Here is a 22520-nt window from a genome sequence, read left to right as displayed (position 1 = left end):
CCGGACACCCCGTCCGCGACCGACGCCCGCCTCGACGTGCAGAAGGCGCTCCTGACGCTCTCCCACCGGGAACGCGCATGCGTGGTCCTGCGCTTCTACTCCGACCTCACCGTCCGCCAGGTCGCCGACCACCGGTCGCTCAGCGAGGGCGCGGTCAAGCGCTACCTCAGCGACGCCAACCGCAAGCTCGCATCGCACCTCGGTCCCATCGACACCCCCGTCCGACAACCTCGACGTCACTCCCCTGGGAGGAGCCCGATGACCGACAAGCACCTGCCCCCGCTGCACCTGGACGCCGCCTTCTCCGACATCGCCGCGAGCGCAGCCGGGTCCGCATCCTACGGAACGGCCGGCGCCATCCAGGTGCACCGCCTCGTCAAGAGGTCCCGCCGCCAGCGCGCGGCCGCTCTCGGCTCCGCCGGCTTCCTCGTGCTGGGAGCCGCCGGACTCGGACTCTCCGGCCTCTTCCGCGCTCCGTCTCCAGGATGGCACCTGGGGAGCAGTCAACGACTCCTCCTCGCTGAGGCCACCATGGTTCTACAGCTGGGGGCTCATCACCGCTCCCATCCCCGTGACGATCACATAGGGGCCACTGTCGGTGCCTCGTCCACCCGTGGTGACGACGCGATCGTCGGCATCTGCAGCAGCTGGTGGGGCTGAGGAATTTCGTCGCTCCCCGGCCCCACTCGCTCGGAGGGATCCTCTGGTGGCGAGCGCGGCCGCGCCGCGCTCCACCTCTCGCAACCAGAGCTCCTGCGCTTGAATGGGTGCACCGCCGTCCTCAAGGAGCACGCATGCCCCGCTCGACCTCACTCTCTCGCACGTCTGCTCCCCCCTGGGCGGAGGCGGTCGCGTCCTGGACGGGCCGGATCGTGCAGGCCGTCGCGTTCTGGCTCGTGCTCGCGCTGATCCTGCTCCTGTTCGCCCCGGGCTTCGTGCGGACCGTGAGCGACTGGCTCGCGGTGCTGAACCTCCCCACCTTCCCGAGCGTGTTCTCGGTGGTCCTGGTCGGGGTGATCGCGAGCGGTCTCCTGCGCAGGCAGCGTGCGGCCCTGTGGTTCGTGGTCCTCCTGTGGCAGCTCCCAGTCGCGGTGCTGGGGCTCGCCGTCGGCCTCCTGTGGGTGTTCGACGACGACAAGCAGGCCCTGCGGTCGGACGGCCTGGTCCTGACTCCCATCGAGGTCGCGTCCTGGATCGTGGCGGTCGCAGCCGTGATCCTGCTGATCGCGGCCCGCTCGGCGTTCCCGGCGAAGGTCAGCAAGGGGGCCTGGTGGCGGGCGATCCTCGTGCTCGTCATCGGTGTCGCGCTCTCCGCGTTCGTCACCCTCCTCCTCCTGGAGGTCGTCCCGAACACGCTGCACGGGATCCGCAACCGGGTGAACTGGAGCCTGTCGGTCGCGACGGGCCTCGCGCCCAGCGACTACCCGCTGCACGCCGACGGCATGGGCCCCGCATGGCTCGCCCTGCTCGCAGGCCTCATCTCGGCCCTGGCGCTGGTCCTGGCGATCGCGGTGTTCATGCGCTCCGCCCCGCACGATGCCAAGGTCGAGGCCGCGGACGAGCTCGCGGTGCGCAAGCTCCTGCTCGAGCACCCGAGCGACGACTCGCTCGAGTACTTCGCGACCCGCTGGGACCGCAGCGCGGTCTTCTCGCAGGACCAGCGGGCGGCGATCTCCTACCGGGTCATCTCGGGAGTGTGCCTCGCGGCGGGCGACCCGATCGGTGACAAGGCGAGCTGGCCCGACGCGATCGAGCAGTGGCGCGCGCACGCCCGCCGGTTCGGCTGGGTCCCCGCGGTGCTGTCGACGAGCGAGCTCGGTGCCAAGGCCTTCCAGGCGGTGGACCTGCACCCGATCGCGCTGGGCGACGAGGCCATCATCAACACGCGCACCTTCAACCTCGACGGCCCGGCCATGCGGTCCGTCCGGCACGCGGTCGCGCGCCCGGAGCGCGAGGGCTACCGCGTCCTGGTCCGCCGCCAGTCGGAGATCGCCCCCGACGAGCTCGCGAAGCTGGTCGCCGTGGCCGACGAGTGGCGCCACGGCGAGGAGCGCGGCTTCTCGATGTCGTTGAGCCGCCTCGGAGATCCCGCGGACCCGCGCGAGATGATCGTCTCGGCGCACGACGCCGACGGGAACCCCCGCGGCCTGCTGTCTTTCGTGCCGTGGGGACGCCGCGGCCTGTCGCTCGACGTCATGCGCCGCCACCCGCAGGCCGTCAGCGGCGTCACCGAGTTCATGGTCACCGAGCTCGTGGCCGCGGGCCGCGGCATGGGGATCGACCGCATCTCGATGAACTTCGCGATGTTCCGCGGGTCGTTCGAGCAGGGCGCCCGCATCGGGGCGACCCCGGTCCAGCGCTTCAACCGGCGCGTGCTGCTGATCGCGTCGCGGTTCTGGCAGCTCGACTCGCTCTACAAGTCGAACGAGAAGTACCTGCCGGACTGGAAGCCGCGCCTGCTCTGCTACCAGAACGCGGGACAGCTCACGCAGGTCATCTTCGCGGTCGGCCAGGCCGAGGGCTTCCTGCCGAACACCCCGAACCTCCTCCACCGCCGCGACCGGTCCCCCGACCTGCACCGGCCCGAGGTCTCCGCGGCCTTCGCCGAGGCCGTGCGCGCCCAGGAGACCGCGCTGCTCACGGTCTCGGCGCCCACGCGCCGCCTGACCGAGCAGCAGGCCACGCGGCACGCCAAGCTCGGCGTCCTGCGGACCGCGGGCATGGAGCCCTACCCGGTCTCGGTCCCCCGGACGGTCTCGATCGGCGAGGCCGTGCGCCTGGGCGCCCGCGTGCCCGACGTCGGCGCACCCGCGGGGGCGAGCACCTCTCCCGGCGACGTGCCCTCCGCGGGCGACCTGTCCGTCGTCGGGCGCGTGGTGCGGCTGCGCGACCACGGCGGCGTGATCTTCGCCGACCTGCGCGAGGGCACCGACGAGATCCAGGTCATGTTCACCGCGGACCGGCCGGGCCCGGACCTCGCGCTGTGGCGTCGGGCCGTCGACCTGGGCGACCAGGTGAGCGTCACGGGCGACCTGACCCGCAGCCGGCGCGGCGAGCTCTCGATCCACGGCACCGCCTGGTGCATGGCCTCCAAGGCCCTGACCTCGCCCCCCGACAAGCACCGGGGGCTCGCCGACGCCGAGGCAAAGGTCCGGCTCAAGCACATGGAGCTCGCCCTCGACACCCGCACGGCCCAGGTCCTGCGGGGCCGCAGCGCGGCCGTGAAGTCGCTGCGCGACTCGCTCGCGGCGCGCGAGTTCATCGAGGTCGAGACCCCGATCCTGCAGCGCGTGCACGGTGGCGCGAACGCCCGCCCCTTCACGACGCACATCAACGCCTACGACGTGGACCTGTACCTGCGCATCGCGCCCGAGCTGTTCCTCAAGCGGCTCGCGATCGGCGGGGTCGGCAAGGTGTTCGAGCTGGGCCGCAACTTCCGCAACGAGGGCGCCGACGCGACCCACAACCCCGAGTTCACGTCGCTCGAGGCCTACCAGGCGTACGGCGACTACACGTCGATGCGCGTCCTCACCCGGGACCTCATCATCGAGGCCGCGATCGCGGTGCACGGCGAGCCGGTCTCACGCCGGGCCGACGGGACCGTGGTCCGGCTCGACGGCGAGTGGCCCGTCCACACCGTGCACGGGGCCGTGTCCCGGGCGGTGGGCCAGGAGGTCACGCCAGACACCCCCCTCGAGACGCTCCAGGCGATCTGCGAGGAGAAGGGCGTCCACTGGACCCCGACCATGACGCACGGCGCGATCGTCACCGAGCTGTACGACGCGTTCGTCGAAGGGCAGACCGTCGAGCCCACGTTCTACACGGACTTTCCCCTCGAGACCTCGCCGCTGACCCGCACGCACCGCCGCGACCCGCGGCTCGCCGAGCGGTGGGACCTCGTGGCGTTCGGCGCCGAGCTGGGCACCGCGTACTCGGAGCTCATCGACCCTGTGGACCAGCGCGAACGCCTCACGCAGCAGTCCCTGCTGGCCGCAGCGGGCGACCCCGAGGCCATGGAGGTCGACGAGGAGTTCCTGTCCGCCCTGGAGTTCGCGATGCCGCCCACGGGCGGGCTCGGGATCGGGGTCGACCGCGTCTACATGATGCTCATCGGTGCGAGCATCCGCGAGACGCTCGCGTTCCCGTTCGTGCGGCCGTCGGGCCGCGGCTGAGCAAGAGCTCGTCGGGGGCGGGACCGAGATCGGTGGGGTAGATCGACGGCGAGCCCGACCGATCCCGGTCCAGCGTCCCTGGGACGTCACGCCCGACGGCGCCTCGAAGCGAGCACCATCCCGAGCGCCATCGAGACCAGGGCCACCCCGACGAGGAAGGGCTCCCCCGGGCCCGCAGCGGCGAAGGCCCCGCCTCCGGCCGCGAAAGCCAGCACGAGGGCGGTCATGGGGACAGCGACGCGACCCTCGGGCGAGCGCTGCTTCTTGAGATGGTCGAGGACCACCCCCGTGCCCGCACCGAACACCACGGCGAACAGGTACAGCATCGTCGTCCTCGCTCCCGTGCCGCCCGTCGGCATCCGGCCAACCTTCGCGTATCGGACCGGTCCTGGCCAGTCCGACGTGCCGCCGAGGGATGCTCCGCACGAGTTTTCCGCACCACCGTGCGGAGAGATCGTCGTGGGGTGTGGATGGCGTCACACAGAGCGATAACGAACGGGTAACGTAGGCGACGATCGGGCGCAGCACGGACGGCAACGACCACTGGCTCCCGCACCACGGCAGTCAGCAGCGTCCTCCCCCGCGAGGCCGTCCAGAGCACAGGAGTCACCTCAGGTGGAAACGTCCGCACCGGTCCAGCAGCGCCCGCACGGCGCCGCGCCGACCCCCACGCGGCGTCAACGTCAGGCCGAGCTCCGAGCACGCGAGCTCGCCGCAGCAGGCCTCGAGGGACGCGCCCACACGGACTCGCTGCACGTCGAGCACCGCCACACCGCGCCCCGTCCTGCGACGTTCGCGGTGCCCCAGGTCGCCGCTCCTCCGGCCCCCGTCGAGCCGTCGCTCTCCGTCCCGGCCCACTTCGCCGGCTCGCACCAGGCACCAGCCCCCGCCCGCCCGTCCCCTGCCAGCCCGGCCGTCTCCCCGGCCGCCGCGGCCCGCGCCATGGCCCCCGTCGAGGCTCCGGTCGCAGCCCAGCCCGCGGCTCCCCGCGTCTCGCCCTTCCCGCCCACGGGCATCCAGCGTGCCACCGAGCCCGTCGCGCCGCTGCAGACACCCTCAGGTGAGATCCCGGTCGTCCTGGTACCCGCCCCGACCCCTCTGCGCTCGACCCCCACGCCCGTCGTCGCGGGCCCGCAGAGCCCGGTCGTCGAACCCGCGTCGTACGACGCGGCGACGGTCGAGCACCCCTTCGCCCCTCTCACACGACGTGAGCGCAAGACCGGCGGACCGGCTACGGGTCCCACCCCGGTCGTTGCCACGGCAGCACCGACGCGCGGACCTCTGTTCGGCTCCAAGTTCGTGGCCCGCGCGGCGACGGGCGCAGCCTTCGTGGGTGCCCTGGCGTGCGTCCCTCTGGTGCTTCCCAGCACGGCCTCGGGGGACTTCGCCCCTGGCGGCATGCGGACGGACCTCGCGGACGACGAGGCCGGCGACACCACGACCGAGCTCGCCCAGCAAGAGGTCGACGCCGAGGAGCAGCTCCTCAGCCAGGCGCAGGACCTCCTCACCCGCGCCGACGGCCCCGCCGCAGACCGGGCCACGAGCCCGCAGGACCTCGCTGACGCGAAGGCCGAGCTGGCCGCGCTCACCGAGTCCCTGATCGCCGAGCGCGCCCAGGGCACGGACCGTGCCTCGCGTTCGAGCGAGCGCACAGCCCTGACGACGGAGACCGCCGCAGAGGTCGACACCGAGGCCGCCGCCCCGGCGACCAGCGAGGACGTCGCCCGCGCGGCGAACCGGGTCGCGGTCCTGCTCCAGGACTTCGGCGAGACGGGCGCTTCCGGCGTCACGCCGGCTCCGGCGACCCCCGGCGAGCTCGCGGCCGAGCGCCGCGTGCGCGCGGCGAACCTGCTCGCCCAGTGCGGGTCCACGAACTACGCGAACGGCAAGATCCCGGCTTCCGCCCTGACGACGCTCTCGTTCGCTCGCAGCCACATGCTGCGTTGCGACGCGGCGGCGATGCTCGAGGAGCTGTCCGCGGCCTACCAGCAGCGCTTCGGCGAGCCGATCGGCCTGACCGACTCGTACCGCTCCTACGCCAGCCAGGTCGCGACCCGCGCGGCCAAGCCCGGCCTCGCGGCAGTGCCCGGCACGTCCAACCACGGCTGGGGCCTGGCGATCGACCTGACCTCTCCCGCGTCGAACCCCGGCTCGGCCCAGTACAAGTGGCTGCGCGCCAACGCCCCGCTCTACGGCTGGGACAACCCGGCCTGGGCCCGGACCAACGGTTCCAAGCCCGAGCCGTGGCACTTCGAGTACGCGTCCGGCTGGTAGCCGGCACTCAGGCGAACGCCGCCTCCACCGTGGGGGCCACGGCCCCGTCGGGAACCTCTCCGCGCAGGACCTGCGCGACGACGTCGGGACGGGTGAGCGGGAACATGTGCCCCTCGCCGCGCAGGCCGTAGACCTTCGCGCCCAGCCGAGCGCCGAGCTCACGCTCCTCGCGCAGGAACGCCCCCTGGCCACGCCGCCCCCAGCCGACGAGCTGGACCGGGCGCACGGCGAGCCTCTGCAGCGCGCCCGCGTCACGCGCGAAGAGCTCGGTGACCCGTTCTGCCTGCGCCCAGCTCTGCTCGTACTGCCCGGTGAGCAGGCGCCACGCCTCGGGCGTGCCGTAACGGCGGACGGCCTCGTCGTCGGGCAGCGGGTCGGGGCGGTGCGTCGCGTCGTACCAGGCCCGACGACGCAGCGCGGGCCCCCACCTCGTCACCGCGGGGCAGCGAGAGAGCAGCAGGCCGCTCGTGTGGACGACCCGTTCCGCGAGGAGCGTCAGTCCCACGGGGGCCGGACGCTCGGGACGCCGCGGGAGGAACGGGGTCGTGGGGTCGAGCAGCAGCACGGCGCCGACCTCCTCGGGGTGGGTCAGCGCCCACTCGATCGCGGCCAGGCCACCCACGCTGTGCCCCACGAGCCCGACGCTGCCCGGCGCCTGGGCCTCGACCAGCCCGAGCTGGGCACGGACCTCCCCGACCGGGGCCGTGACGGCGGTGTCCCAGGAGTCGAGCACCAGGACCGTCGCGTCCGGGTACTGCTCACGCACCACGCGGGCGACGGGCTCCATGTCCGAGGGGGCGAGCAGGAGACCCGGGAGGACGACCCAGGTCGTGGGTGCCAGTGCGATGATCGCCGAAGCCATGCGGCACAGTCCATCACGGCTCGCTGTGCGCCACCGGGGAGCGCGCTGTGCCGTCCTGGGGAACATCTGTCTCCGGTGCGCGCCGGCGCGGCCGGCGCAGCGTCAGGACCTGCACGGCCAGCACGAGCACCACGGAGAAGGCGACGACCTGGACGCGCTGCACGATCCCGGTCCCGACAGGTAGCGGGCTGCCGAACAGGCCGATCGTGCCGGTCACGACCCCCAGGAACGGTCCCAGCGCGCCCGCGAGGCGCGCCGAGAAGCCGAGGAGGGTGCGCCGTCGGGCACGCGCGAGCCACACGACCCCCGCGCTCGCGACGAACGAGCTGACTCCCGAGGCCACGCTCGAGAAGGTGTGCGCCTCGTGAGCGAGGCTGAGCTCCCCGGCCGCCTCGCGTGCCGCGCAGTCGCCCACCGAGAGCGCGCAGTCGAGCGGCAGCAGGGCGTCCGCCACGGTCGCGAGGCCGAACGCGACGAACGCCCAGAACGTCACCTTCTGCCCGAGGGTCGCGGCCGGCGCGCCCGCCCGGCGGGCGCGCACGTACGCCGTCCCCAGGAGGGCGAGGCCCACGAGCACCAAGGCTCCCGATGCCACGTCGGTGGACCGGAAGAGGGGTGAGGTGGCCTGGTCGAGCGCCGCGAGCTCGGACAGGTACGACCGCGCGGGGTCGAGGGGCCAGCCCGCCGCCGCCTCGACGACGACCCCCAGGTAGAGGATCCCGGCGAGGGCGAGCAGAACCTGCGCAGCCGAGACCAGCCGAGCGCCCGGACGGCCCGCGCGCGACCCATCGGGTGAGGGCTTCGAGCTCATGCGACGAGTGCCTCGACGCCCGCGACGATGCGCTCGATCCCGAAGTCGAGCTCGGCCTCGGGCGAGTACGCCGACTGCTGCGCCTCGCCGACCGTCGCCCCGACGCGTCCCGCGACCGTGAACGTGCTCATCGCGCTGATCCGTTCGAGCAGCGGGGCGTTCGCGGCCCACCACTCGTCGTCGGTCTGGCCGCTCGCCTCGTGCGCGGCGCGGGCCGCACGAGCGCGGCGTGCAGCGGTGGTCGCCTGGCCCACGACGAGCGTCACGGTCGCGTCCATCGCGACGTCGTCGAGTCCGACTCCCTCGATCGCTCGGAGCTCGACGTCGTACTTGCGGGTCTCGCCCGGTCCCAGGACGGGGCGCGCGAGGTCGACGTCGAGGAGCCACGGGTGGGCCGCGAACAGGTCCCAGTTCGCGCGGGCCACCGATCGCAGCCGGTCATGCCACGTCGTCCCCGTCGCACGCCCCTGGGGATAGAGCTCGCCGTAGGCACGGTCGACCACCAGGTCCACGAGGTCGTCCTTGTTCTGCACGTAGGTGTAGAGCGACATGGTGCCGATGCCCAGCGCGGCCGCGACCTTGCGCATCGAGAGCCCAGTGAGAGCCCCGTCCTCGTCCGCGAGCCCGACGGCGGCACGTGCCACGTCGTCGGGCGTCCGGGACTGCTGGGGGCCCCGCGCGCCACGGTCGGCGTGCAGGCCCCAGAGAAGGGCGAGGGTCCGCGCGGGGTCGCGCGGCGCGGGGGGAGCTGGGCTGGGCGTGGGGGTCGGCACGGGCTGCCTCCTCGGTCGGGGTCAGGGATCATCGAGGAGTGCCCGACGTTCACCCGAACTGTCGGGAATGATCTGCGTACATCGTACGTTGATCGGCTCGGGAAACGTCGACGGACGGCGTACCAGGAAGGCCTCGTGACCCCAGCAGCCCCCCTCTCGACGGGACCGACCGCGCCACGACGGGGCGCCGACGCCGCCGCTCTCGCCTCGCCCGAGCACTGGGACCGGGGAACGGTCGACGACCTGCTCGACGCGTGGGCGTCGGGCGACGCGTCACCCGACGAGGTGTTCTGGGGCGCGGTGTGCGCCGAGGCACTGAGCCATGTCGCGGCTGGGCGCCTGGTTCCCGTGGTCCGGGAGGACACCGGGAGGTCGACGGGCACCGGCGGGCCGGCTGCCTCGGCCGGAGCGGCGAGACCGGCCGAGGCCGACGGTGCGCCGCCCTCGGTGGGGTGGCGGGTCGGCCCGCTCGACGGCCCCTCGCTCGACCGTCTGGACGCGCTCGCCGAGGCCATGCCGTCCGACGGGCGAGGACCGGGCGCGACGAGCGGCACGGGCACCCGGACTTCCCTGGTCCGGGGCGCCATGGATGCCGTGGCCGACACCCTGGTCCGGGAGGTCGGGGCGAGCGTCGGAGCACCTCGCGGGGTGGCGCGCGGCCTGGTCGCGAGGCCGGGAGCCGGCGCGAGCCCGGGTGCCGCCGAGGCGCTCGCCGCCGACGCGGTCGACGGCCGGCGGGTCGCCGCCGACGCGGCCCCCGTCCCCGACCAGCTGGTGGCCTGGGTGCACGATGCCACGGCCCTCCTCGACCCCCGCGTGGCCGTGAGCCTGCGGCTCGAGCCGCTCGTGCTCCGCACCGCCGGTCCACGGGCCGCTGAGGACGCCCCGCTGCCTGCCGAAGACGACCGTCACGAGGACCTGGCCACGTGCGACTGGCGCGCGACCGTGGTCGTCCGCGGCCCCGCCGGGTCCCGCACCGCTGACGAGCTCTGGGCCTCGGCCCGGACGGGCACTGGAGCGCGCGAGGCGCAGGAAGAGGTCGGCGACGTCCTGGTCCGGCTGCGCGCGGGAGCGACGGCCTGGCCTCCGCTCGACGAGCTGCTCGACCAACCCGTCCCCCGCGCGCTCGTGCTCGCCCCGGCCGACGTCCGCGAGCTCCTCGCCGAGGGCTCCGCGTCGCTGGCCGCGACCGGGATCGCGGTCGAGTGGCCCGCAGGCCTCGCAGGTCATGTCCGGTCGGTCGCGGTCTTCTCCCCGACCGAGGTCCCCGGTGACGACCCGGCCGGTGAGCGCCGGGCCCTGCCCGCTCTGCTCGGATCGTCCGGCCTCAGCCGTCAGCGTTCCGTCCCGTCGTCGCCCATGACTCTCACGCACGAGCTCACGCTCGACGGTGTACGGCTCACCGCGGCCGAGCGCGAGCACCTGGCGCGCGTCCACGCGGAGGGGCGCTCCGCCGTCGTGCGGCTGCGGGGGCGCTGGGTCCTCGCGGACCCGGCCGCAGCCACGGCCGCGACGCGACGCACGCCCCAGCCCGTCTCCGCGCTAGACGCCGTCGCGGCCGCGCTCACCGGGGTCGCCCGCGTGGGCGACCAGGACCTCGCCGTGACCCGGACGCCCTGGCTCGACCGCCTGCGCGCCGAGCTCGAGGACCCTGCCCCGGCGCGCGACGTCGTCGTCCCCCCGGGGCTCCGCGCGACGCTGCGCGACTACCAGCTCGACGGCCTGCGCTGGCTCGCACGCCTGACAGGGCTGGGCCTGGGCGCGTGCCTCGCGGACGACATGGGCCTGGGAAAGACCGTCACGCTCATCGCGCTGCACCTGCACCGCGCTCGCACCCGGCCCGACGACGCCGCAGGTCCCACCGGGGAGCGCGCGGGCACCGGACCCACCCTGGTCGTGTGCCCGGCCTCGCTCCTGGGCAACTGGGAGCAGGAGATCCGCCGGTTCGCACCGGGCGTCGCGGTGCGGCGCTTCCACGGCGCGTCGCGCGACCTGCGCGGGGTCGCCGACGGGTTCGTGCTGACGACCTACGGGACCGTCCTGTCGGACTCGTCCCAGGCCGCCCCCGTGCTCGCGGCGCACGGCTGGGGGCTCGTCGTCGCGGACGAGGCCCAGCACGTCAAGAACCCGGGCTCGAGCACCGCGAAGGCCCTGCGGACGATCCCCGCCGAGGCGCGCGTAGCCCTGTCCGGGACCCCCGTCGAGAACAACCTCACCGAGCTGTGGGCCGTCATGGACTGGCTCAACCCCGGCCTGCTGGGCTCGCGCGGGCAGTTCCGGCGCCGGTGGGCCGACCCGATCGAGCAGACCCGCGACCCCGTGCTGGCCGAGAAGCTGTCCCGTCTGGTCCGCCCCTTCCTGCTCCGACGACGCAAGTCCGACCCGGGGATCGCGCCCGAGCTGCCGCCCAAGACCGTGACCGACCAGGTCGTGCCCCTCACGGCCGAGCAGGTGGGGCTCTACGAGGGCGCCGTGCGGTCGGCGCTCGACGAGATCGACCGCGCCGAGGGCATGGGGCGCCGCGCCATGATCGGCGGCCTGCTCACGCACCTCAAGCAGATCTGCAACCATCCGGCCCAGTACCTGCACGAGGACGAGCCCCGGCTCTCCGGACGATCGGGCAAGCTCGACGCGTTCACCGAGCTCGTGGCGACCGTCCGGGCCGAGGAGGGCGCGATCCTCGTGTTCACGCAGTACGTCGCGATGGCCCGGCTCCTCGAGTCCTACCTCGCGCGTCGCGGCGTCCCGACCATGCTGCTGCACGGTGGGACGCCCGTGGCCCAGCGCGAGCAGATGGTCGCCCGGTTCCAGAGCACCACGGAGATGCCGCCCGTGTTCCTGCTCTCGCTCAAGGCCGCAGGCACCGGGCTCAACCTCACGCGGGCCGACCACGTCATCCACTACGACCGCTGGTGGAACCCGGCCGTCGAGGAGCAGGCCACCGACCGGGCGTACCGGATCGGTCAGACCCGGCCCGTCCAGGTGCACCGGCTGACGAGCGAGGGAACCATCGAGGAGCACATCGCCCGCATGATCGAGTCCAAGCGCGAGCTCGCCGACGCGGTCCTGGCACCGGGTGGGGTCGAGGGCGCGATCTCCGAGCTCAGCACGGACGACCTGGCCGAGCTCGTGTCGCTGCGGGCGTCCGAGGGTGAGCGTTTCCCCGCGAGCGACCTGCCCGGCACCGCCGGCGACGAGCGATCTCCCTCTGCAGGAGAGAGGGGGCACTCATGAGCGCCGTGGGCTTCCCGGCCTTCCCGCCGACCGGTACGGCGACCAAGGGCGCCGTACGGCGCGGACAGTCCTGGTGGGCACGCTCGTGGGTGCGCGCGATGGAGGAGTTCGCGCTCGACGCGGGTCCGCTCAAGAAGGGGCGCGCCTACGCGCGGACAGGCCGGGTCGGTCCGATCACGGTCAGCCCTGGCGCAGTCCAAGCCCGCGTACAAGACGACGACGGGGAGATGTACCACACGGTCGTGTCGCTCGAGCCCCTGACCGACGACGAGTGGGACAGGTTCCTCGAAGCCCTCGCCTCACGGTCAGGACGCCTCGCGGCCCTGCTCGCCGGAGAGATGCCACGCGACGTCGTCGCTGCGGCCCTCGACGCCGACGTCACGCTGCTCCCCGGGATCGGAGACCTCGAGCCTGAGTGCGACTGCCCCACCTGGGACCTGCCCTGCCTGCACGCCGCAGCGCTCAGCTACCAGGCGGGCTGGCTGCTCGACGCCGACCCGTTCGTGCTGTTCCTCCTGCGCGGCCGGTCGCGCGAGCAGGTGCTCGACGCGTTGCAGGGGATCTCGGCGAGGGGCGCCAGGACGGGAGCGGCGCCGTCGGGTCTGCGGGTCCTCGGCGAGCTGCCTCCCCCGCCCGACGTCCCCGAACCGCCCGTCGCGGCGGACCTGCTCGTCGGCGTCCCCGACCGGACCCCCGACGGGACCCCCGTCGACGTCGCAGGGCTGCGAGCCGCGCTCGCCGCGGCGGCTCTCGACGCGGCCGAGCGGCTCACGGCCCGGGACCGCTGAGGGCCTCGGGCGCTCAGGCGCGCTCGAGCAGGACCATGACCTCGTAGTGCGAGGTCTGCGGGAACATGTCGAGCACCCGGCCACGCACCGGGCGCAGCGACGGCATGGCCGCGAGATCGCGGGCCAGTGACTCGGCGTTGCAGCTCGAGTAGACGACCTGCCGCACGGTCGAGGTCTCGAGCCACCCCGCGAGCTCCGCGCCGATCCCGCGCCGCGGCGGGTTCACGATCACCAGGTCAGGGACCCGCTCGGCCGCGAGAGCGAACGCGGTCGCGTCCCCCGCCCGGAACGTCAGGTCGTCGAACCCTGCCTGCTCGGCGCTGCGCTCGGCACTCACGATCGCCTCGCGGCTCGACTCGATCCCGACCACCTCGCGCCCCGGCGCCGCACAGTGCAGCGCGAACCCGCCGACCCCGCAGTACAGGTCCCACACGCTCGCTGGCGCGGCCTCGTCGACCCACTCGCGCCCCTGCCGGTACAGCGCAGCGGCGACCTCCGTGTTCGTCTGGAAGAAGCTCTGCTGACGCAGGTGCATCTCGATGCCGTTGACGCGCATGGTCAGGGTGTCGGCCTCGGTGAGCAGGATCTCCTGGTCCCCCTCGAGCGCGGCCTTGTGCTCGGGCAGGATGTTGGCCGACACCACACGCGCCTGCGGCAGCGCGTCGAGCAGGCTCGGCAGGTGCTTGCGCAGCCGCGAGACCGGCTCCTGCGAGCGCAGCACGAAGCGCACCATGAGCTCGCCGTCGGGCGACTGCGTGACCAGCACGTTCTTGAGCTCACCGCGTCGCGTCGTCACGTCGTACGGCGTGAGGGCGGCGCGCGTGACGAACGCTGCGAGGACGGGGAAGACGGCCTGGAGGTCCGCCGGGTACAGGCCGCAGTCCTGGAGGTCGACGCCGCGCCCGCCCGCGTCGAGGATGCCGAGCGTCGGGTGCTCGACCGTGCCGCCCACGACCATCTTGGCCTTGTTGCGGAAGCCGGACTCCTGGCTCGGGAACGGGCGGTCCCACCGCAGTCCCCCGTGCGCCGCGAGGAGCTCGCCCGCGTGCCGCTGCTTGTCGGCGAGCTGCGCGGCGTAGCCCTGCCCCATGAGGGTGCACGAACGGCACTCGTGGGCGTCGAAGTGGGGGCACTGCATTCCCCCGAGTCTACGGGGCGGGCCTCACGGGCCGGCCCTGCGCGGGCCGGCCCCGGACGTGGTCCTCGGACCTGCGCGGGCCGGGACGTGCAGGCCGGGCCGGGCCGGGCCGGTCGACCGCTACCCGGGGTACGTGCCGACCACCACGGTCGCGCCGAGGTCGTCGTCGGTCACCGTCCGGGCGACCAGCCCGGCCTGCTCGAAGAGCCCGACCGCGACGGGGGCCTGGCGCTCGCTCGTCTCGATGAGCAGGTGGCCGCCCGGGGCGAGCCAGGCCGCGGCGTCGGCGGCGACCCGTCGGTGCACGTCGAGCCCGTCGGCACCACCGTCGAGCGCGACCCGGGCCTCGTGGAGCCTGGCCTCGGGGGGCATGGTCTCGATCGCGTCGGTCGGGACGTACGGGGCGTTGACGACGAGCACGTCGACCGTTCCTCGCAGCTCTTCGGGCAGCGCGTCGTACAAGTCGCCCTCGTGAACTTGTCCGTGAAGGTTCCGGCGCGCGCACCGAACGGCCGCGGGGTCGATGTCCGCGACGTGCAGGTCGATGCCGGGACGGGCTGCGCGCAGCACCGCGCCGAGCGCGCCCGTGCCGCAGCACAGGTCCACGACCGTCGCGTGCTCGGCCGTGAGGTCCCGGGCCGAACCTGCGAGGAGCTCCGAACGCCTGCGAGGCACGAACACCGTGGGCTCCACGAGGATGCGCAGGCCGCAGAACTCGGCCCAGCCGAGGACCTGCTCGAGCGGGAGCCCCGAGACCCGGCGCGCGACCATGTCGTCGAGCTCCGCAGGAGAGGTCGCCGCGGCGACGAGCAGGTCCGCCTCGTCCTCGGCGAACACGCAGCCCGCGGCGCGGAGGGTGAGCACGATCTCTGCTGGGGTCATGGTGGGCTCACGCTACTACCCGGTGAGAGGGACGTGCGGGCGGATAATGGACACGTGCCCGACGCCGCAGCCCCCGTCCCCGCCCGCCCCGCCACTCCCGTGGTCGCCACCCCGCGGGGTCCGTCCCCGCAGGCCCGCGCCCACGCCGAGGACCTCGCCCGGTTCGTCGAGGCCTCGCCCTCGTCGTTCCACGCGGCCCACGAGGTCGTCCGCCGCGCGGTCGAGGCGGGCTTCACGCTGCTCGACGAGGCCGACGCCTGGCCGCTCGCGGGCGCGGAGGGGCGCTACGTCGTCGTGCGCGACGGTGCCGTCATCGCGTGGGCGACGCCCGCGGGGGCCAGCGCCACGACCCCCTTCGCGATCCTCGGCGCGCACACCGACTCGCCCGGCTTCAAGCTCAAGCCCAAGCCCACCACGGGCCGCGAGGGCTGGTGGCAGGCGGGCGTCGAGGTGTACGGCGGCCCCCTGCTCAACTCGTGGCTCGACCGCGAGCTCGAGCTCGCCGGGCGCCTCGTGACGATCGACGGCCGCAGCCACCTGGTCCGCACCGGACCCCTGCTGCGCATCCCGCAGCTCGCGATCCACCTCGACCGCGGCGCCAACGACGGTCTGACGCTCGACAAGCAGCGCCACACCCAGCCGGTGTGGGGTCTCGGCGCGCTCGGCGCCCCCGACGCGGACCTGCTCGCGCTCCTCGCCGAGCACGCGGGCGTGCGGGCCGCGGACGTCGGCGGGTACGACCTGGTCGTGGCCGACACCCAGGCCCCGCGGATCTTCGGGGCGCACGAGGAGCTGCTCGCCTCGGGGCGGCTCGACAACCTGCTGTCGGTGCACGCCGGGCTCACGGCGCTGCTCGAGGTGGCGGCGGGGGCGCCCGGGGCGTCCACCGGGGCCGGTCACCGGGGGCGGCACGAGACGCCCGTCGCCGTGCTCGCGGCGTTCGACCACGAGGAGATCGGCAGCGAGACCCGCTCGGGGGCCAGCGGCCCCTTCCTCGCCGACGTGCTCTCGCGCATCAGCGCCGGGTTCGGAGCGAACGAGGAGGACCGGCACCGTGCGCTCGCGGGGTCGCTGTGCGTGTCGAGCGACGTCGGCCACTCGGTCCACCCCAACTACCCCGAGCGCCACGACCCGGCCAACCGGCCGCTGGCCGGCGGCGGCCCCATCCTCAAGATCAACGCCAATCAGCGGTACGCGACCGACGCCCACGGCGCGGCAGCCTGGGCCGCCGCCTGCGCCGCGGCGGGCGTGCCGAGCCAGGAGTTCGTCTCGGAGAACACCGTGCCGTGCGGGTCGACGATCGGGCCGCTCACCGCGACCCGGCTCGGGATCCGGACGGTCGACGTGGGCGCGCCGATCCTCTCGATGCACTCGGCGCGCGAGCTCACGGCCGTCGCGGACCCGTACTACCTGTCGCGGGCGATCGGGCAGGTGTTCGCGGGCTGAGGGCAGCGGACGCGCGCCGCGGCCCTGCCTGTCGCCGAGGTAGAACGTCCTGCGCGAGGTAGAACCCCTCGCGTACTACCTCGCGCAGGACGTTCTACCTCGCGATCCCGGGGGCAGCGTCCGCTCGACGGTTCGGCCCGGCACGCCCCAGGTGGGAGACTCGAAGACGTGCCCAGCCCGTCGCGAACCCCGGAACCGGACGCCGCGTCGACCAGCCCGTCGCGCGGCTCCTCGCCCACCGGCGACCCGGACGCTCGCGACCGCACCAGCACGGGTCTGCCGACCGTGCCCGACCGTCCCGGCGCCCTGCTCGACGTCCTGCTCGCAGGCGGCCGCCGCGCCGACCGGCTGACGCACGTCAAGCACCTGCCCGGGCGCCCCGGTCAGCACGCCGACTGGCCCGGCTGGGCCGACGCCTCGCTCGTGGCGGGCTACCGCTCGATGGGCGTCGAGCGACCGTGGGCGCACCAGGTCGAGGCGGCCGAGGCCGCCTGGTCGGGCCGGCACGTCGCGCTCGCGACCTCGACCGGCTCGGGCAAGTCGCTCGCGTTCTGGCTGCCCGCGCTCACCGCGGTGCGCGCCGACCGCGCGGCCGAGACGCTGGCCCCCGGCCGGATCGAGAGCACCCGGTCGCGCGGCACGGTCCTCTACCTGAGCCCGACCAAGGCCCTCGCGGCCGACCAGGTCAACGGTCTCCAGCGCCTGCTCGACGCGTCGCGCGCGAACGACGTCAAGGTCTCGACGTGCGACGGCGACACCTCGTTCGAGGAGCGCAAGTGGGTCCAGGAGTACGCCGACGTCGTGCTGACCAATCCCGACTTCCTGCACTTCGCGCTCATGCCCAACCACCGCCGCTGGGCGCGGTTCCTGCGGAACCTGCGCTACGTCGTCGTCGACGAGGGGCACTCCTACCGGGGCGTGTTCGGGGCGCACGTGGCGCTCGTGCTGCGGCGGCTCGCCCGGCTCCAGGCGCACTACGCGCCGGCGCCACCAGCCGGGTCGTCCGCTCCGGCCGGCACGCCCCGGAACCGCCTCACCTTCGTCGTCGCCTCGGCCACCACGGCCGACCCCGCGGCGAGCGCCGGCCGGCTCATCGGGGTCCCGCCCGAGCAGATCGTCACGGTCGACACCGACACGAGCCCCGCGGGGCGCAAGACGTTCGCGCTCTGGCAGCCCCCGGAGGTCCTGGGTTACGAGGCCGCGCAGGCCCGCGCCGCGGCGGCGGACGACCCGGCGGCCGACGCGGCACTCGCCGAGGCCCTGCTGATCGACCCCACGGCCCACGACGAGCTGGGCCTGACGAGCGACCCCGACGAGCCCGCGACCCCCGGCGACCCGCCCGAGCGCCCGCGCCGGTCCGCGACCGCCGAGGCCGCGGACCTCCTGGCCGACCTCACGGCCGCGGGCGCTCGCACGCTCGCCTTCACCCGGTCTCGCCGCGGGGCCGAGGCCGTCGCGACCCAGACCCAGGACCACCTGCGCGTCGTCTCGCCCCAGCTCGCGCGCCGCGTCGCGGCGTACCGCGGCGGGTACCTGCCCGAGGAGCGCCGAGCGCTCGAGCAGGCGCTGCGCAGCGGCGCGATCCGGGGCCTCGCGACGACCAACGCGCTCGAGCTGGGCGTCGACATCTCGGGCCTCGACGCGGTCCTCATCGCGGGCTGGCCGGGCACGCGCATGTCGGTCTGGCAGCAGGCGGGCCGCGCGGGGCGGGCAGGAGCCGACGGCCTGGTCGCGTTCGTCGCGCGCGAGGACCCGCTCGACACCTACCTCGTGCACCACCCCGAGGCGATCTTCGCGGCCCCGCTCGAGGCCACAGTGTTCGACCCCGCCAACCCGTACGTCCTCGCGCCGCACCTGTGCGCGGCGGCCGCCGAGGTCCCGCTGCGACAGTCGGACCTCGCCGTGTTCGGCGACCCCGCCGCGGTGACCGAGCTCCTGGGCGTGCTCGTCGCGCGGGGTGCGCTGCGCCGTCGGGCGTCCGGGTGGTACTGGACACACGCCCAGTCCGCCGCCGCGATGACGGACCTGCGCGGCTCGGGCGGCTCGCCCGTGCGCGTGGTCGAGTCCGGCACGGGCCGCCTGCTCGGCACGGTCGACGCGGCCTCGGCCGACGGGTCGGTCCACGACGGCGCGGTCTACGTGCACCAGGGCGTGAGCTACGTCGTGGAGACCCTCGACCTGCGCGACGGCGTCGCGCTCGTCGCACGCCGGGACGTCGACTTCGGGACGTGGTCGCGATCCGTCACGGAGATCGCGATCCACGGGATCCGCGACGAGGGCCGGGGCGAGGCCCAGGCCTCGGTCGGTTCGGCTCCGTCGGACGACAGCCCGCCGGCGGAGGCAGCCCCGTCGGACGACGGCCCGACGGCGGAGCCCGCCCCGGGCGACGAGCCGTCCGTCCCGCAGGGCTCGGCACCGAACGACGCCGCGCACCCTGCGATCCAGCGCTGGTGGGGGCCGATCGGCTGGGGGTTCGGACCTGTCGAGGTCACGAGCCAGGTCGTGAGCTTCCAGCGCCGACGCCTGCCGGACCTGCAGATCCTGGGTGTCGAACCGCTCGACCTGCCCGAGCACACGCTCCCGACGACCGCCGTGTGGTGGACCGTCCCGGCCGAGGTCCTCGAGGCCGCGGGCATCGACGCCGAGACGGCGCCGGGAGCGCTCCACGCGGCCGAGCACGCGTCGATCGGTCTCCTGCCGCTGCTCGCGACGTGCGACCGCTGGGACCTGGGCGGGGTGTCGACCGCGATGCACGTCGACACCGAGCGGGCGACCGTGTTCGTGTACGACGCCTACCCGGGCGGCGCGGGCTTCGCCGAGCGGGGCTTCCACCTGGGGGCGACGTGGCTGCGCGCGACCCGGGCCGCGATCTCGCGCTGCCCATGCACGGACGGTTGCCCAGCGTGCGTGCAGTCGCCCAAGTGCGGCAACTTCAACAACCCGCTCGACAAGGCCGCGGCGGTCCGGCTGCTCGACGCGGTGCTCGCGTACGCGCCTGCGTGACCGTGGCCCGGGCCCCGGCCCCCCGCCCCCCGACGAGTCACCGTGCCGACGCCGGTCCCGCCCGTGCCGCGGCCCGCGCCGTCCCCAGCGCCCCGGCCCATCCCGTCGCCTCGCGCGTGACGTCGACCCTGACCACCCCGTCGCCCTGCTCGACGCACGCCACGACCACGGCGCCGTTGCGCTCCGCGGTCTCGCGCGCCGTCGGGCACGCGTCCCAACCCCCCTGGAGGGCGGTCGCCCCGGCGACGGCCGCGAGGTCCGCTGCCGTCTGAGCCTGTCCCCGCGCGCCCTGCGCGGACGACAGGGCCGCGAGCGCGAGCCCCAGGACGAGCGCGACCGCGATCAGACCGAGTGCGAGCACGGTCCCCGAACCCCGGTCGCCGGGCCTCACGGCTCGTTCCACGCGACCGCGGCCCCGCGTGCCTGGAGCGGCGAGCTCGACAACCAGCCGCCGACCACCGGCTTGGCGACCCGCACCTCGACCCACGGGTCGCCGCGCGAGACGGTGACCGTGGCGTCGGCCCCGGCCACCTGCACGACGACGGCGCGCACCACCGCGTCGTCCTCGCCGATCGCGACGGCCCGTGCAGCGGCGCGAGCGGCGTCGGCGGCCTGGAGCTGCGCGTTCGCCGCTGCGGCGAGCGTGAGGACGGCCACCAGCACGAGGACGACCGCGGGCAGCGCCAGGGCGAGCTCGGCGGTCACGGTGCCGCGCTCACGGTCCGGTGACCTCCGTCCCCGCCCCTGCCGACGCCGCGACCGACCCCACGTCCCCTGCCGCGAGGTCGCCGACCGCGGCGCCCACGTGCTGATGGCCGTCACGCTCACCCGATCGACAGGGCGCGCTGGATGATGCCGAGCAGCATCTCGCGCACCTCGCCGCTCTTGAGGATCGCGATCAGCAGGCCCGCGAACCCGACGGCGGCGATGGTCGCCACCGCGTACTCGGCGGTCGCGAGACCGGACTCCGGATCGTCACCGCGGACGCGGACGAGCAGCCCCGCTCCCGTCGCTCTCGCTCGGTGCATGGCCTTCATGGGTGCCTCCTGGCTCTCGTGGCCCGCCTGTCGCGGGCCGTGCCGCCCACTGTGGCGAACGGCGGCCCTCGCGCGCTGGGCCGAGGGTCGCCGCTGTGGAGCGGCACCCCGCGGGAGATCCTGTGGACAGCCCGCTCGCAGAGGCCAGGCGCTCCCGCGAGGCGGGGTCATGACCCTCCGACGGCCTCCTGCTGCGCCAACCAGGTGAGGATCGCTCGGTTGGTCTCCTCCGGCAGCTCTTGCTGGATCCAATGACCACAGTCCAGGGTGACCACGTCCACCTGGGGGACGAACTCTGCCAGTCTCTCGGACCGCGCGACCTGGTCCCGGTCGCCGTAGATCATGAGCGTCGGCTGCCGGATGATCGGGTCCACGCCCGCCAGGAGACGCCAGTTGCGGTCCAGGTTCCGGTACCAGTTGATGCTTCCTGTGAAACCGGTCGACTCGAACGCGGACACGAGGACGGCCAGCTCGCTCTCGCTCATGACGGGCTCGCCGAGCGGCGTCTGCGCCCGGGCGAGGTTCATCATCGCCATGCCGGGCTCTGGTGCTCTGGGGGGCTCGTTCTTCCGGTACAGGTTGCGGAGGAACTGGGAGGTGTTCTCGTCGAGCACGGCGTCCGCGACGCCTGGCTGTCGGTTGAAGTGGACGAAGTAGAAGTCGCCGCCCAGCACCTCTTCCATGAGCTCGACCCAGGGACGCTCTCCGCGCTCCTGGTACGGCAGGCTCAGGTTGATCACCCTGTTGACGCGGTGCGGGTGCAGCAGCGTCAGCCCCCAGACGACGAACGCACCCCAGTCGTGACCGACGAACGTGGCGTCGTCGTACCCGTAGTGGTCGAGAAGCGCGACGAGATCGCCCGACAGGTGTTCGATGTCGTACGCCGTCACGTCGGCCGGGCGGGACGAGCCGCCGTAACCTCGCTGGTTCGGGACGATGACGTGATAGCCCGCCGCGACGAGGGCGGGCACCTGGTGGCGCCAGGAAGAGGCATGCTCCGGCCAGCCGTGGCACAGCACGACGGGCCGTCCTGCGTTGTGCCGGCCGGCTTCGAAGACCTCGAGCTCCACACCGTTGACAGGAACGAGGGTGGGTTCGGGGAAGTCGCTGAGGTCGGGCATCGGGGTTTCTCTCCATCGGGTACCGGGACTTGTCGCTGAGCTCATGCCGCCATCGTGCGACCAGTACAGGTCAGCTTGTGACCGGTGCTGCGCACGCCCGTGCCCCGCGGTCTCTCGCGCCCGCCGCGACCACCCGCGAAACTGGTCGCGAGGGGCTGTCGATTCCGTCGGTGGTCGCGCGTCATCGTGATGAAGGACCATCCATCCGCACCACCTGGAGGAATCATGAGCACCGAGTACGCAGTCCTCATCCACGCCCCGGAAGACGGCACGCCCGCCATGCGCCCGGACCTGGCCGAGGAGATCATGGCCCAGCACGAGGAGTTCTCGCGCCGTGTCGAGGCGGAGGGTCACCGGATCTCGGGCGGTGTCGAGCTCGAGGCGGCCGGGACGGCGACCCTCGTCCGCCCGGGGGTCGGGACGACCGAGGGCCCGTTCACCGAGCTGGCCGAGCAGATCGGCGGCATCTACCTGGTCGTGAGCGACGACCTGCCGGGCCTCGTGACGATCATCGACGAGGTCTTCGCGGGCGACGGCTGCACGTACGAGATCCGCCCCACGGTGGATCACGGCGGGGTCGACGACGCCGCCGCGACCGCCGGCGCACGGGCGGAGGCCTGAGCCATGAAGGTCATGTTCCTGCTGTACGGGGACGAGCAGGTCTGGGCCGATGCCTCCGCGGAGGAACGTTCGCGGTACATGGCCCAGCACGACGAGTTCGCCGCGTTCCTCAGGAACCACGGGAGCATCGTGGCCGCGGAGGCGCTGAGCACGGTCGCCGCGGCCACGACGGTCCACAGCCGCGAGGGTGCGGTGGTCGTGACCGAGGGGCCGTTCGCCGAGCTCGCCGAGCAGCTCGGGGGCTTCTACGTCGCCGTGCTGCCGAGCATCGACACCGCGATCGAGGCCGTCGCCCTCCTGCCGCAGTACACGGTCGAGCTGCGTCCGGTCGTGGACGTGGACGGCCTGTGACATCGTC

The 22520-nt window shown here is 74.0% G+C and carries 19 protein-coding genes and 1 pseudogene; 10 read left to right on the top strand and 10 right to left on the bottom strand.

The window, feature by feature from the left end; genetic code table 11:
* Positions 1 to 36: 36 nt before the first annotated feature.
* The 3 genes and pseudogenes from ACFWGN_RS16615 to lysX form a co-directional block, all read left to right on the top strand.
* Positions 37 to 177, top strand: a pseudogene (locus ACFWGN_RS16615) (sigma factor-like helix-turn-helix DNA-binding protein); the annotation flags it as partial.
* Positions 178 to 258: 81 nt separating this feature from the next.
* A complete protein-coding gene (locus ACFWGN_RS16610) occupies positions 259 to 660 on the top strand; it encodes a hypothetical protein (RefSeq protein WP_377618493.1) in 402 nt (133 codons plus the stop codon).
* A gap of 134 nt (positions 661 to 794) precedes the next feature.
* Positions 795 to 4172 (top strand): bifunctional lysylphosphatidylglycerol synthetase/lysine--tRNA ligase LysX, encoded by a 3378-nt coding sequence (gene lysX, locus ACFWGN_RS16605; protein WP_377618333.1) that lies wholly within the window; start codon positions 795 to 797, stop codon positions 4170 to 4172.
* A gap of 86 nt (positions 4173 to 4258) precedes the next feature.
* Here the strand turns inward: lysX and ACFWGN_RS16600 are convergent, their stop codons facing one another.
* On the bottom strand, positions 4259 to 4498 hold the full coding sequence (locus ACFWGN_RS16600; RefSeq protein ID WP_377618331.1) for a hypothetical protein: 240 nt from the start codon (positions 4496 to 4498) through the stop codon (positions 4259 to 4261).
* A 289-nt stretch (positions 4499 to 4787) separates the two neighbouring features.
* Between ACFWGN_RS16600 and ACFWGN_RS16595 the strand changes: the two genes are divergently transcribed.
* Positions 4788 to 6446: a D-alanyl-D-alanine carboxypeptidase family protein gene (locus ACFWGN_RS16595; RefSeq protein WP_377618329.1), complete on the top strand. Its 1659-nt coding sequence runs from the start codon at positions 4788 to 4790 to the stop codon at positions 6444 to 6446.
* 7 nt (positions 6447 to 6453) lie between these two features.
* Here ACFWGN_RS16595 and ACFWGN_RS16590 read toward each other — a convergent pair whose 3' ends face one another.
* Genes ACFWGN_RS16590 through ACFWGN_RS16580 form a run of 3 tightly spaced genes read right to left on the bottom strand, consistent with a single transcriptional unit; the run spans position 6454 to position 8892 of the window.
* Complete coding sequence (locus ACFWGN_RS16590; RefSeq protein ID WP_377618327.1) at positions 6454 to 7308, bottom strand: alpha/beta fold hydrolase; 855 nt, start codon at positions 7306 to 7308, stop codon at positions 6454 to 6456.
* A gap of 13 nt (positions 7309 to 7321) precedes the next feature.
* Entirely contained in the window at positions 7322 to 8119 is a 798-nt protein-coding gene (locus ACFWGN_RS16585; protein ID WP_377618325.1) for a DUF998 domain-containing protein, read from the bottom strand.
* Complete coding sequence (locus ACFWGN_RS16580; RefSeq protein WP_377618323.1) at positions 8116 to 8892, bottom strand: TetR/AcrR family transcriptional regulator; 777 nt, start codon at positions 8890 to 8892, stop codon at positions 8116 to 8118. Before ACFWGN_RS16580 ends, ACFWGN_RS16585 begins: the two co-directional genes overlap by 4 nt.
* Before the next feature lie 135 nt (positions 8893 to 9027).
* Between ACFWGN_RS16580 and ACFWGN_RS16575 the strand changes: the two genes are divergently transcribed.
* Positions 9028 to 12126, top strand: coding sequence for a DEAD/DEAH box helicase (locus ACFWGN_RS16575; protein ID WP_377618322.1), 3099 nt, complete (start codon positions 9028 to 9030; stop codon positions 12124 to 12126).
* Entirely contained in the window at positions 12123 to 12914 is a 792-nt protein-coding gene (locus ACFWGN_RS16570; RefSeq protein WP_377618321.1) for an SWIM zinc finger family protein, read from the top strand. Before ACFWGN_RS16575 ends, ACFWGN_RS16570 begins: the two co-directional genes overlap by 4 nt.
* A 13-nt stretch (positions 12915 to 12927) precedes the next feature.
* Here the strand turns inward: ACFWGN_RS16570 and rlmC are convergent, their stop codons facing one another.
* Complete coding sequence (gene rlmC, locus ACFWGN_RS16565; protein ID WP_377618319.1) at positions 12928 to 14052, bottom strand: 23S rRNA (uracil(747)-C(5))-methyltransferase RlmC; 1125 nt, start codon at positions 14050 to 14052, stop codon at positions 12928 to 12930.
* Between the two features lie 120 nt (positions 14053 to 14172).
* On the bottom strand, positions 14173 to 14934 hold the full coding sequence (locus ACFWGN_RS16560; RefSeq protein WP_377618317.1) for a putative protein N(5)-glutamine methyltransferase: 762 nt from the start codon (positions 14932 to 14934) through the stop codon (positions 14173 to 14175).
* A 99-nt stretch (positions 14935 to 15033) separates the two neighbouring features.
* On the opposite strand from ACFWGN_RS16560, the gene ACFWGN_RS16555 reads away from it, so the two are divergent.
* Both ACFWGN_RS16555 and ACFWGN_RS16550 read left to right on the top strand, forming a co-directional pair.
* Positions 15034 to 16380 (top strand): M18 family aminopeptidase, encoded by a 1347-nt coding sequence (locus tag ACFWGN_RS16555; protein ID WP_377618490.1) that lies wholly within the window; start codon positions 15034 to 15036, stop codon positions 16378 to 16380.
* Positions 16381 to 16665: 285 nt separating this feature from the next.
* Entirely contained in the window at positions 16666 to 19383 is a 2718-nt protein-coding gene (locus ACFWGN_RS16550; protein WP_377618488.1) for a DEAD/DEAH box helicase, read from the top strand.
* Positions 19384 to 19420: 37 nt separating this feature from the next.
* On the opposite strand, the gene ACFWGN_RS16545 is transcribed toward ACFWGN_RS16550, so the two are convergent.
* The 4 genes from ACFWGN_RS16545 to ACFWGN_RS16530 all read right to left on the bottom strand — a co-directional run bounded on the left by ACFWGN_RS16545 (position 19421) and on the right by ACFWGN_RS16530 (position 21541).
* Complete coding sequence (locus ACFWGN_RS16545; protein WP_377618315.1) at positions 19421 to 19774, bottom strand: Rv3654c family TadE-like protein; 354 nt, start codon at positions 19772 to 19774, stop codon at positions 19421 to 19423.
* Positions 19771 to 20088 (bottom strand): TadE family type IV pilus minor pilin, encoded by a 318-nt coding sequence (locus ACFWGN_RS16540; RefSeq protein ID WP_377618314.1) that lies wholly within the window; start codon positions 20086 to 20088, stop codon positions 19771 to 19773. Before ACFWGN_RS16540 ends, ACFWGN_RS16545 begins: the two co-directional genes overlap by 4 nt.
* A 119-nt stretch (positions 20089 to 20207) precedes the next feature.
* Positions 20208 to 20420, bottom strand: coding sequence for a DUF4244 domain-containing protein (locus ACFWGN_RS16535; protein WP_225219868.1), 213 nt, complete (start codon positions 20418 to 20420; stop codon positions 20208 to 20210).
* Between the two features lie 167 nt (positions 20421 to 20587).
* Complete coding sequence (locus ACFWGN_RS16530; RefSeq protein ID WP_377618312.1) at positions 20588 to 21541, bottom strand: alpha/beta fold hydrolase; 954 nt, start codon at positions 21539 to 21541, stop codon at positions 20588 to 20590.
* A gap of 225 nt (positions 21542 to 21766) precedes the next feature.
* Between ACFWGN_RS16530 and ACFWGN_RS16525 the strand changes: the two genes are divergently transcribed.
* Positions 21767 to 22162, top strand: coding sequence for a YciI family protein (locus tag ACFWGN_RS16525; RefSeq protein ID WP_191800720.1), 396 nt, complete (start codon positions 21767 to 21769; stop codon positions 22160 to 22162).
* Between the two features lie 3 nt (positions 22163 to 22165).
* On the top strand, positions 22166 to 22513 hold the full coding sequence (locus tag ACFWGN_RS16520) for a YciI family protein (protein ID WP_377618311.1): 348 nt from the start codon (positions 22166 to 22168) through the stop codon (positions 22511 to 22513).
* Positions 22514 to 22520 lie beyond the last annotated feature (7 nt).

The sequence above is a fragment of the Oerskovia sp. NPDC060338 genome, from assembly GCF_042726295.1.
Taxonomy (GTDB): domain Bacteria; phylum Actinomycetota; class Actinomycetes; order Actinomycetales; family Cellulomonadaceae; genus Oerskovia; species Oerskovia merdavium.
This window is presented reverse-complemented; position numbering and strand designations above follow the sequence as displayed.

Bases quoted from the DNA above. Each gene is read 5' to 3' on its own strand.
- ACFWGN_RS16610 (WP_377618493.1), top strand. From the start codon at position 259: ATGACCGACAAGCACCTGCCCCCGCTGCACCTGGACGCCGCCTTCTCC.
- lysX (WP_377618333.1), top strand. From the start codon at position 795: ATGCCCCGCTCGACCTCACTCTCTCGCACGTCTGCTCCCCCCTGGGCG.
- ACFWGN_RS16600 (WP_377618331.1), bottom strand. From the start codon at position 4,498: ATGCTGTACCTGTTCGCCGTGGTGTTCGGTGCGGGCACGGGGGTGGTC.
- ACFWGN_RS16590 (WP_377618327.1), bottom strand. From the start codon at position 7,308: ATGGCTTCGGCGATCATCGCACTGGCACCCACGACCTGGGTCGTCCTC.
- ACFWGN_RS16585 (WP_377618325.1), bottom strand. From the start codon at position 8,119: ATGAGCTCGAAGCCCTCACCCGATGGGTCGCGCGCGGGCCGTCCGGGC.
- ACFWGN_RS16570 (WP_377618321.1), top strand. From the start codon at position 12,123: ATGAGCGCCGTGGGCTTCCCGGCCTTCCCGCCGACCGGTACGGCGACC.
- rlmC (WP_377618319.1), bottom strand. From the start codon at position 14,052: ATGCAGTGCCCCCACTTCGACGCCCACGAGTGCCGTTCGTGCACCCTC.
- ACFWGN_RS16560 (WP_377618317.1), bottom strand. From the start codon at position 14,934: ATGACCCCAGCAGAGATCGTGCTCACCCTCCGCGCCGCGGGCTGCGTG.
- ACFWGN_RS16535 (WP_225219868.1), bottom strand. From the start codon at position 20,420: ATGAAGGCCATGCACCGAGCGAGAGCGACGGGAGCGGGGCTGCTCGTC.
- ACFWGN_RS16530 (WP_377618312.1), bottom strand. From the start codon at position 21,541: ATGCCCGACCTCAGCGACTTCCCCGAACCCACCCTCGTTCCTGTCAAC.
- ACFWGN_RS16525 (WP_191800720.1), top strand. From the start codon at position 21,767: ATGAGCACCGAGTACGCAGTCCTCATCCACGCCCCGGAAGACGGCACG.
- ACFWGN_RS16520 (WP_377618311.1), top strand. From the start codon at position 22,166: ATGAAGGTCATGTTCCTGCTGTACGGGGACGAGCAGGTCTGGGCCGAT.